The sequence below is a fragment of the Providencia sp. PROV269 genome (assembly GCF_028477785.1).
Taxonomy (GTDB): Bacteria; Pseudomonadota; Gammaproteobacteria; order Enterobacterales; family Enterobacteriaceae; genus Providencia; species Providencia rettgeri.
This window is the reverse complement of the sequence record NZ_JAMPLV010000007.1, coordinates 295,084-303,722: the sequence shown is the minus strand read 5'-3', so window position 1 is coordinate 303,722 and position 8,639 is coordinate 295,084. Positions and strand designations below refer to the sequence as shown.

Below are 8,639 nucleotides of genomic sequence, written 5' to 3'. Positions count from 1 at the left end.
GTGTTTTTTTACATTTTTTTTCTAACTGCCTATTTACCACACAAAACGACTACTTTTTGATTCTTTTTAGTGCTTCTGGCAGTTCGGCAATACTATTAATAACAAGATCTACATTATTAATTGCCTCATCTGTGACTGGCTCGCCACTTTTTACTAATACGGTCGTACCGACGTTAGCACCTTTACCTGCTAACATATCAGCCAGTTTGTCACCGACCATAATGGATGAAGCCATATCTATCTTTAAAAAGTCTTGTGCATCTAATAGCATTCCAGGTTTTGGTTTACGACAATTACAGTCTTGGCGATATTCTTCTACTGTAGCTTCAGTATGATGGGGGCAAAAATAAATACCGTCTAAGTCAATACCGCGATCTGCTAATGACCAATCCATCCATTCTGTTAGTTGCATAAACTGGTCTTCTGTATAAATTCCCCGACCAATACCTGACTGGTTGGTTACGATAACTAATGCATAGCCCATCTTTTTTAATTCAAGCATTGCTTCAATTGACCCTTCGATAAATTCGAAGTCATCAATTTTATGCACATAGCCATGATCGATATTAATTGTTCCATCTCTATCTAAAAAGACTGCTGGGATCCCGTTACTCACCTGTTTGCTCCTAAAATTTAGTATTTTTTTAGTATCTCATGAAAAGAAATAAAAGGAGAATAGAATAAATAGAACAATCTTTATTGACTTAGACGTCTAGACGCCTTAACATCCAACCTTATTAGATACACTATCTAAAAACAATTCAGATAAAGTTAGAAACTATAAATGATAAAGCTCTCAAATATTAATAAAGTTTTCCAGCAAGGAAGCCGTAACATTCAAGCACTTACTGATATTAGCTTGCATGTGCCTGCTGGTCAGATCTATGGCGTTATTGGTGCTTCAGGTGCAGGTAAAAGTACGCTTATTCGTTGCGTAAATATGCTTGAGCGCCCAACTTCAGGCCAAGTTATTGTTGATGGGCAAGATTTAACGTCGATGACTGAAAAAACCTTGACGAGAGCACGTCGCGGCATTGGCATGATTTTTCAACATTTTAACTTGTTATCTTCACGCACTGTTTTTGATAACGTTGCTCTACCTTTAGAGCTTGATAATACGCCTAAAGAAAAAATTAAAGAGCGTGTGAATGAATTACTAGATTTAGTTGGTTTAAGTGAAAAGAAAGATGCTTATCCTGCGAATTTATCCGGCGGACAAAAACAACGTGTAGCTATAGCTCGCGCATTAGCTAATTCCCCTAAAGTATTGCTATGTGACGAAGCTACAAGTGCATTAGACCCGGCGACAACTCGTTCAATTTTAGAATTGTTGAAAGATATTAACCGCCGATTAGGACTAACTATCTTATTAATTACTCACGAAATGGATGTTGTAAAACGTATTTGTGACCAAGTTGCAGTAATAAGTGGTGGTCAATTAATCGAGCAAGATAAAGTGAGCGAAGTATTCTCTCACCCAAAAACACCTGTCGCTCAAGCATTTATACAGTCAACATTAGTCATTGATATTCCAGATGATTATAAAGAACGATTGAAAACAGAACCAGGTCAAGACCTATCTCCATTACTTAAGCTCGAATTTACAGGGCAGTCTGTTGATGCACCTTTAATTTCAATGGCAGTACGTAAGTTTGATATTGATATTAATATTTTAAGTTCACAAATTGACTACGCTGGCGGCGTGAAATTTGGTGTGATGCTAGCAGAGCTACATGGCATCAATGGTGGCGTTGAGTCCACAATTGCATTTTTGAAAGAGCACCACGTGAAAGTAGAGGTTTTGGGTTATGTCTGAGAGAATGATTTATCTGCTGATTAACGGCACAATTGACACTATCACAATGACCTTTGTTTCCGGCTTTTTAGGTTTTGTTTTAGGTTTACCTTTAGGCGTGTTGCTCTATATTACGCGCAAAGATCAAGTTATGGAAAATGTTGGCTTATATCGTGCTCTTGCGGTTGTTGTTAATATTTTCCGTTCAGTACCGTTTATTATTTTGCTAGTTTGGATTATTCCATTAACGTCGTTTCTTGTTGGTACCACCATTGGTTTAAAAGCAGCTATCGTGCCTTTAACTATTGGGGCCGCACCATTTATTGCTCGTATGGTTGAAAATGCGTTATTAGAAATTCCAAGTGGTTTAATTGAATCAGCTCGTGCAATGGGGGCAACTCCACTTCAGATTATTCGTAAGATTTTAATCCCTGAAGCATTACCAAGTTTAATTAATGCAGCCACTATCACGTTAATTATGTTAGTCGGATATTCTGCAATGGGTGGTGCAGTTGGTGCCGGTGGTTTAGGCCAAATCGCACTACAATATGGTTATCAGACCTATAACCCTGTTGTGATGAATACCGTTATTGTTCTACTTGTCATTTTAGTAAATCTAATTCAGTTTGGTGGCGAGTATTTAATGAAAAAAGTTTCACATCGATAGTTAGTAAAATAGCGGCGCCGTTGAGGTGCTTATAAAGTCCGTTTTAAAGGGGTAAACCAATGTCTATTAAATTAAAATCTATCGCAGTTGTCGGCGCGCTATTAGGCACACTCGTTCTCACTGGTTGTGGTGAAAAAGAGAAAGATGCTAACAGCATTAAAGTTGGTGTGATCATGGGCAAAGAATTAGAAGTTGCTGAAGTCGCGCAAAAAGTAGCTAAAGAAAAATACGGTTTAAATGTTGAGCTTGTTTCATTTAATGACTTCGTCTTACCAAACGAAGCATTAAGTAAAGGCGATATCGATGCGAACGCATTCCAGCACAAGCCTTATCTTGATCAGCAAATTAAAGACCGTAACTATAAATTAGTCCCTGTTGGAAATACTTTTATTTATCCAATTGCGGCTTACTCTAAAAAGATTAAGTCAGTTGATGAACTTGCAGATGGTTCACAAATTGCGTTACCAAATGACCCAACTAACTTAGGCCGTTCATTACTGTTATTACAACAACAAGGTTTAATTAAATTAAAAGATGGTACAGGTTTAATGCCAACGGTTTTAGATGTGGTTGAAAACCCGAAAGACCTGAAATTTGTTGAGTTAGAAGCACCTCAATTACCTCGTGCTTTAGATGACCAAAAAATTGCCTTAGCGATCATCAATACTACTTGGGCGAGTAGTGCTACACCTAAATTAACCCCAGCAAAAGATGGTTTATTTGTTGAAGATAAAGATTCTCCTTACGTAAATATTATTGTTGCTCGTGAAGATAATAAAGATAGCGAAAATGTGAAGAAATTTATTCAAGCATATCAATCAGATGAAGTGGCAAATAAAGCTAACGAAGTCTTCGATGGTGGTGCAGTTAAAGGCTGGTAATCTTTTTTATTATTTAAAAAACGATTAAAATACTAGACGGCTTAACGCCGTCTAGTATTTTTTGTAATTTATAGACTATAAAACAACGGCATTATTTTGAATAATATAAGAAAGGTATAATTATGAGACTGTTATTGCTCACTTTGGTGACATTTTTGTTAGCCGGGTGTGGAATTAACCAATACACGAGTCCAGGGCAAAATAAAGGTTTCACTAGTATGAAATTGTCTAAACCTGTACCGAGTGAGACAAAACCAAACACTGCAAACGTTAAATTAATGAATAGTCCAGAAGAATTATTAGGGATGCCTTTCAAAGATTTAGGTGTTGTTTCTGGGGAATCTTGTCGAGAAAGTGTTCAAAGCCCTCCGGCAAATTTGAATACCGCAAAAAACAGTATGTTATCACAGGCTGCCTATATTGCGGCTGATGCAGTACTTTTACACCAGTGCCAAACTATGACCTCCCCAGGTTGTTACCAGGCAACTATTTGCGAAGGCAGTGCATTAAAAATTGTTGAATAAGTATCTTATGCAATCTTTTCAGTTTAATGTTATTGGGCACATTGAATCACCTTATAAAGAAAAGTTTGCGATCCCTCGCCAACCTGGACTTGTTCAGGGAGGTGCGGGACGCTTACATCTAAATTCTCCATTTAACCAGCCAAATGCAGTCCGAGGTCTCAATCAATTTAGCCACGTTTGGGTTTTATTCATTTTTCATCAAACGATGAAAAATGGCTGGAAGCCACTAGTGCGTCCTCCAAGACTAGGAGGCAATGATAAAATGGGTGTTTTCGCAACCCGTTCAACATTTAGACCAAACCCAATAGGTATGTCACTTGTTGAATTACATGGAATAACAATAAAAAATAACCAAGTGATCCTTGAGCTTGGTAGTCTTGATTTGGTTGATGGCACCCCAGTTATCGATATAAAACCTTATTTACCTTTCGCTGAGGCAATACCTACTGCAACTGCAGGGTATGCGCAAGAAACACCTTCAGATAATATGCCGGTTATATTTACCCCACATACAGAAACTGTATTAAATACTTATCAAAGTCAGTACCCGGGTATTAAACAATTTATTTCACAAGTTTTAATGCAAGACCCTCGCCCTGCATATAAAAAACAATCTACTGAAATACGTGACTATGCAGTCCATTTATTAGATTTTAATATTCGTTGGCGAGTAATTGATGGTGTGACTGAAGTATTCGCTATTGAACCATACGAAAAATCACCTTAACCCCTTTTGACAAGTCTTCGTCACTGGTAGACTAGCTCACTATATACCTTGGCAAATAAGTCGTTTGCCATAACTTGTTGTTCTAATGGAACCTATACAATGCGTACTAGCAAATATCTGCTCTCAACTCTAAAAGAGACCCCTGCGGATGCAGAAGTTATCAGCCATCAGCTGATGCTGCGTGCAGGAATGATCCGTAAACTTGCCTCTGGTCTGTATGACTGGTTACCCACTGGTGTGCGTGTTCTGCGAAAAGTAGAAACCATCGTTCGTGAAGAAATGGAAAATGCAGGCGCTATAGAGGTATCTTTACCCGTCGTCCAACCTGCAGATTTATGGCAAGAAAGTGGACGTTGGGAACAGTATGGCCCTGAATTGCTGCGTTTTGTTGACCGTGGTGAGCGCCCGTTTGTTCTCGGCCCAACCCATGAAGAAGTGATCACCGATTTAGTGCGTAACGAAATTACGTCTTACAAACAACTACCATTGAATTTATTCCAAATTCAAACCAAATTCCGTGATGAAGTTCGCCCACGTTTTGGTGTGATGCGTTCACGTGAATTTATCATGAAAGATGCATACTCTTTCCACACTAGCCAAGAATCATTGCAAGAAACCTACGATACAATGTACGAAGCCTACAGCAAAATTTTCACGCGGATTGGTTTTGATTTTCGTGCTGTTCAAGCTGATACAGGCTCTATCGGTGGTAGCGCATCCCACGAATTCCAAGTATTAGCAAAAAATGGTGAAGATGACGTTATTTTCTCTACCGAATCTGATTATGCTGCTAACATTGAATTCGCAGAAGCATTAGCACCAACAACACCTCGTGGCGCTCCAACAGAAGAAATGCGGCTTGTTGATACGCCAAATGCAAAAACAATTGCAGAGCTTGTCGAACAATTCAATTTACCTGTTGAGAAAACTGTTAAGACATTGATTGTCCACGCGAAAAAAGATTCAGGGCACACTTTAGTCGCTTTATTAATTCGTGGCGACCATGAATTAAATGAAATCAAAGCAGAAAAACACCCTTTAGTGGCTAGCCCATTAGAATTTGCCACTGAAGCTGAAATCAGAAATGCGGTGAATGCAGGCCCAGGTTCTTTAGGCCCTGTCAATATGCCTCTACCGATTGTTATCGACCGTAGCGTTGCAGTAATGAGCGACTTTGGTGCTGGCGCAAATATTGATGGCAAACACTATTTTGGCATCAACTGGGAACGTGATTTAGCGTTACCAGAAGCTTTTGATTTACGTAACGTTGTTGAAGGCGACCCAAGCCCTGATGGTAAAGGCGTACTACAAATTAAACGCGGTATCGAAGTTGGCCACATTTTCCAATTAGGCACTAAATACTCAGAAGCAATGAAAGCATCAGTCCAAAATGAAGATGGCCATAACCAAATCGTCACCATGGGTTGTTATGGTATTGGTGTAACGCGTATTGTTGCCGCTGCCATTGAACAAAGCCATGATGACCGAGGAATTATTTGGCCGGATGCAATTGCTCCGTTCCAAGTGGCTATTTTACCAATGAATATGCACAAATCTTATCGTGTTAAAGAGGTTGCAGAAAAACTTTACACTGACTTAAAAGCAAACGGTATTGATGTGATTTTCGATGACCGTAAAGAGCGCCCTGGTGTGATGTTTGCCGATATGGAGCTGATTGGTGTTCCATATACTATCGTTATTGGTGACCGTAACTTAGACAACAACCAAATTGAATATAAATCACGCCGAAGTGATGATAAAGAACTTGTTGGTTTAGAAAATATTGTTAGCTTCCTAAAAGGTAAGCTCGGTAAATAAAACAGGTTAAAAGCTAGAAAATAAAGCCCAAATTTAGGTTACTTTGAATTTGGGCTTTTTCTTTAGATGTCTCGGTACGAACCAATCTTAAAGCCATGTGCCAAAATTTGTGATTTTAAGTTTTCAGATGTTAAAACTTCCAATTCATTTAAACGTGGATATGCATAGTTACTTTTTAATAGTGCATTATCAATAAAAGCAGGATGGCTCATAACTTCAATAGATCTATTACCTTGTACCTTAGCTTCATTAATAATCTTCAAAAACAGTGTTTCTGAAATTTCATCACCATAGAATTCGCTACTAAAACAGTCCGTACTCACCACTTGATATGATAATGGTGGCCAATTCTTCTCTAATTGACGATCAACGCGTAATGCAACTCCCTTCTCTTGGGCGAAAGCAACTACAATTGGAAAAATACCTTCAATCATATGGACATGATGATGGCTATCAATATGGCTAGGTTTTTGACCAAAAATTTCGATAAACTTTTGATATTGCAAGTTTAGCTCTTGTTCAATCTCAATCAATGGTAAATCATTAATATCCCAAAGCCATTTCCCCAACATTCCATCACGGCTGAGTGTAGGCATTGATGAGAAGGGCTTTCCTGCAGTTAAAACAAAATGCATGCCCACCGCTAAGTTCGGATTTTCTTGGCTTAATTTAGCTGCATGGGATATTGCTGGCATATTCATCATCGCACTAGTTGAATGAACTATCCCATTACGATGAGATTCAATAATACCATAATTGACAGCTTCACAGAGCCCAAAATCATCAGCATTTACAATAAGTAGTACAGCCATATGCTCTCCCTTAATTCTATAAGCTATCTGGCTAATTAACCTTCTTGCTCAAGCTGTTGTATTGCTTTAGCAAAGTTGGGTAGATATTTTTTATGGGCGATAAGTAATTCCTTAGAAATTAAACGCGCATCGTTATCAGAATGAATTAATGGGTTTAAATTCATCGCCAATAAAACATCATTAAACTGACCATTTACTGCAGCTTGGCTAGTCGCAATCTCAAAGTTTTTTAAGGTATAAATTAAACCAAGTACTTTATCATCAAAATGTTTTACCCGTGGGTGCGGTTTCGCACCATCACGACCTAATATACATGTCATTTCGACAGTCCAGTCTTCAGGAATATTATCGATATGTCCATGATGTGGAATATTAACATAGTGCTCCGTTTGCTTATCATTGTATATCGCATTGATGACTTCACAAGCTGCATCTGAATAATAAGCCCCACCTCTTAATTCAAGCTCTTTAGGCTTTACATCTAATGTCGGGTTTTTATATAGTTCAAATAGTTGATGTTCAACTTTTTGCACGACTTGTGCCCTAGCACCGCCTTTATAATACTCACCCAGCTCAATCGCTAGCATTTCCTTAGGTTTAAAATAGTACAATAAATAGGAACATGGGATCAGATTTAACCCGCGAATTAGACCTTCGTCAAAAGCAAGGTCAGTAATGTTTTTAACTGAATTGGCACTTAACGTTCCAGAGGCAATACCCTCTAATAATTCATTAAACCTCGATGAGCCATTTACAATAACATCTTTGATAAAAACCATATGGTTTAAACCAAATAAATCGATAGATAATTCATCACTATCAGATAGTTTTAAAACGTCGGTAATAAACATTTTCATACCGATAGGGATATTACAAACACCAATAAAGCGTGTGAAATTAGTATGCCGATAAACAGCCTCAGTCACCATACCAGCAGGGTTAGTAAAATTAATTATCCAAGCATTCGGGCAAATTTCTTCAACATCTTTGATAATGTCAAAAATCACAGGTATTGTTCGTAACCCTTTGAATAAACCACCAGCACCATTAGTTTCTTGTCCCAAATAACCATGTTTTAAAGGGATCGATTCATCTAATTCACGCGCTTTTAATTGCCCAACTCTTAATTGAGTCGTGACGAAATCAGCATCTTTTAATGCTTCTCGCCTATCCAGTGTTTTAAATATCTTTAGAGGTATATTGGCATGCTTAACCATGCGTTCGCATAAATTATAGATAATATCTAATTTTTCTTTACCTTCTTCGACATCCACTAACCATAATTCAGTAATAGGTAATTCATGGTAACGTTTAATAAAACCTTCCAGTAATTCAGGAGTGTAGCTACTCCCCCCTCCAATAGTAACAACTTTTAATTTCCGAGTCATATTAACCTCATGGACCTTTATAATAGA

Annotated in this window: 9 protein-coding genes; 6 read left to right on the top strand and 3 right to left on the bottom strand. The window is 38.0% G+C overall.

The window, feature by feature from the left end:
* Positions 1-49: 49 nt before the first annotated feature.
* Positions 50-616: a D-glycero-beta-D-manno-heptose 1,7-bisphosphate 7-phosphatase gene (gene gmhB / locus PR683_RS13390; RefSeq protein ID WP_272581817.1), complete on the bottom strand. Its 567-nt coding sequence runs from the start codon at positions 614-616 to the stop codon at positions 50-52.
* A gap of 168 nt (positions 617-784) precedes the next feature.
* Between gmhB and metN the strand changes: the two genes are divergently transcribed.
* The 6 genes from metN to proS all read left to right on the top strand — a co-directional run bounded on the left by metN (position 785) and on the right by proS (position 6,412).
* A complete protein-coding gene (gene metN / locus PR683_RS13385) occupies positions 785-1,816 on the top strand; it encodes a methionine ABC transporter ATP-binding protein MetN (RefSeq protein WP_004915275.1) in 1,032 nt (343 codons plus the stop codon).
* On the top strand, positions 1,809-2,462 hold the full coding sequence (gene metI, locus PR683_RS13380; RefSeq protein ID WP_004257375.1) for a methionine ABC transporter permease MetI: 654 nt from the start codon (positions 1,809-1,811) through the stop codon (positions 2,460-2,462). Before metN ends, metI begins: the two co-directional genes overlap by 8 nt.
* Before the next feature lie 59 nt (positions 2,463-2,521).
* Positions 2,522-3,343, top strand: a complete 822-nt coding sequence (locus PR683_RS13375; protein WP_004257378.1) for a MetQ/NlpA family lipoprotein — start codon at positions 2,522-2,524, stop codon at positions 3,341-3,343.
* A gap of 122 nt (positions 3,344-3,465) precedes the next feature.
* Positions 3,466-3,867 (top strand): Rcs stress response system protein RcsF, encoded by a 402-nt coding sequence (gene rcsF, locus PR683_RS13370; protein WP_004908829.1) that lies wholly within the window; start codon positions 3,466-3,468, stop codon positions 3,865-3,867.
* A 7-nt stretch (positions 3,868-3,874) separates the two neighbouring features.
* The gene (gene tsaA / locus PR683_RS13365; protein ID WP_109911815.1) at positions 3,875-4,594 is read left to right on the top strand and encodes a tRNA (N6-threonylcarbamoyladenosine(37)-N6)-methyltransferase TrmO; all 720 of its coding nucleotides are present in this window, start codon (positions 3,875-3,877) and stop codon (positions 4,592-4,594) included.
* 99 nt (positions 4,595-4,693) lie between these two features.
* Positions 4,694-6,412, top strand: coding sequence for a proline--tRNA ligase (gene proS, locus PR683_RS13360; RefSeq protein ID WP_004908825.1), 1,719 nt, complete (start codon positions 4,694-4,696; stop codon positions 6,410-6,412).
* Positions 6,413-6,474: 62 nt separating this feature from the next.
* On the opposite strand, the gene chbG is transcribed toward proS, so the two are convergent.
* The gene (gene chbG, locus PR683_RS13355; RefSeq protein ID WP_196723988.1) at positions 6,475-7,224 is read right to left on the bottom strand and encodes a chitin disaccharide deacetylase; all 750 of its coding nucleotides are present in this window, start codon (positions 7,222-7,224) and stop codon (positions 6,475-6,477) included.
* Between the two features lie 35 nt (positions 7,225-7,259).
* Positions 7,260-8,612 carry a 6-phospho-beta-glucosidase gene (locus PR683_RS13350; protein WP_109911821.1) on the bottom strand — a complete coding sequence of 451 codons (1,353 nt, stop codon included), beginning with the start codon at positions 8,610-8,612 and terminating at the stop codon, positions 7,260-7,262.
* Positions 8,613-8,639 lie beyond the last annotated feature (27 nt).

Coding starts and splice junctions, on each gene's coding strand:
- metN (WP_004915275.1), top strand. CDS start 785: ATGATAAAGCTCTCAAATATTAATAAAGTTTTCCAGCAAGGAAGCCGT.
- metI (WP_004257375.1), top strand. CDS start 1,809: ATGTCTGAGAGAATGATTTATCTGCTGATTAACGGCACAATTGACACT.
- PR683_RS13375 (WP_004257378.1), top strand. CDS start 2,522: ATGTCTATTAAATTAAAATCTATCGCAGTTGTCGGCGCGCTATTAGGC.
- rcsF (WP_004908829.1), top strand. CDS start 3,466: ATGAGACTGTTATTGCTCACTTTGGTGACATTTTTGTTAGCCGGGTGT.
- tsaA (WP_109911815.1), top strand. CDS start 3,875: ATGCAATCTTTTCAGTTTAATGTTATTGGGCACATTGAATCACCTTAT.
- proS (WP_004908825.1), top strand. CDS start 4,694: ATGCGTACTAGCAAATATCTGCTCTCAACTCTAAAAGAGACCCCTGCG.
- chbG (WP_196723988.1), bottom strand. CDS start 7,224: ATGGCTGTACTACTTATTGTAAATGCTGATGATTTTGGGCTCTGTGAA.
- PR683_RS13350 (WP_109911821.1), bottom strand. CDS start 8,612: ATGACTCGGAAATTAAAAGTTGTTACTATTGGAGGGGGGAGTAGCTAC.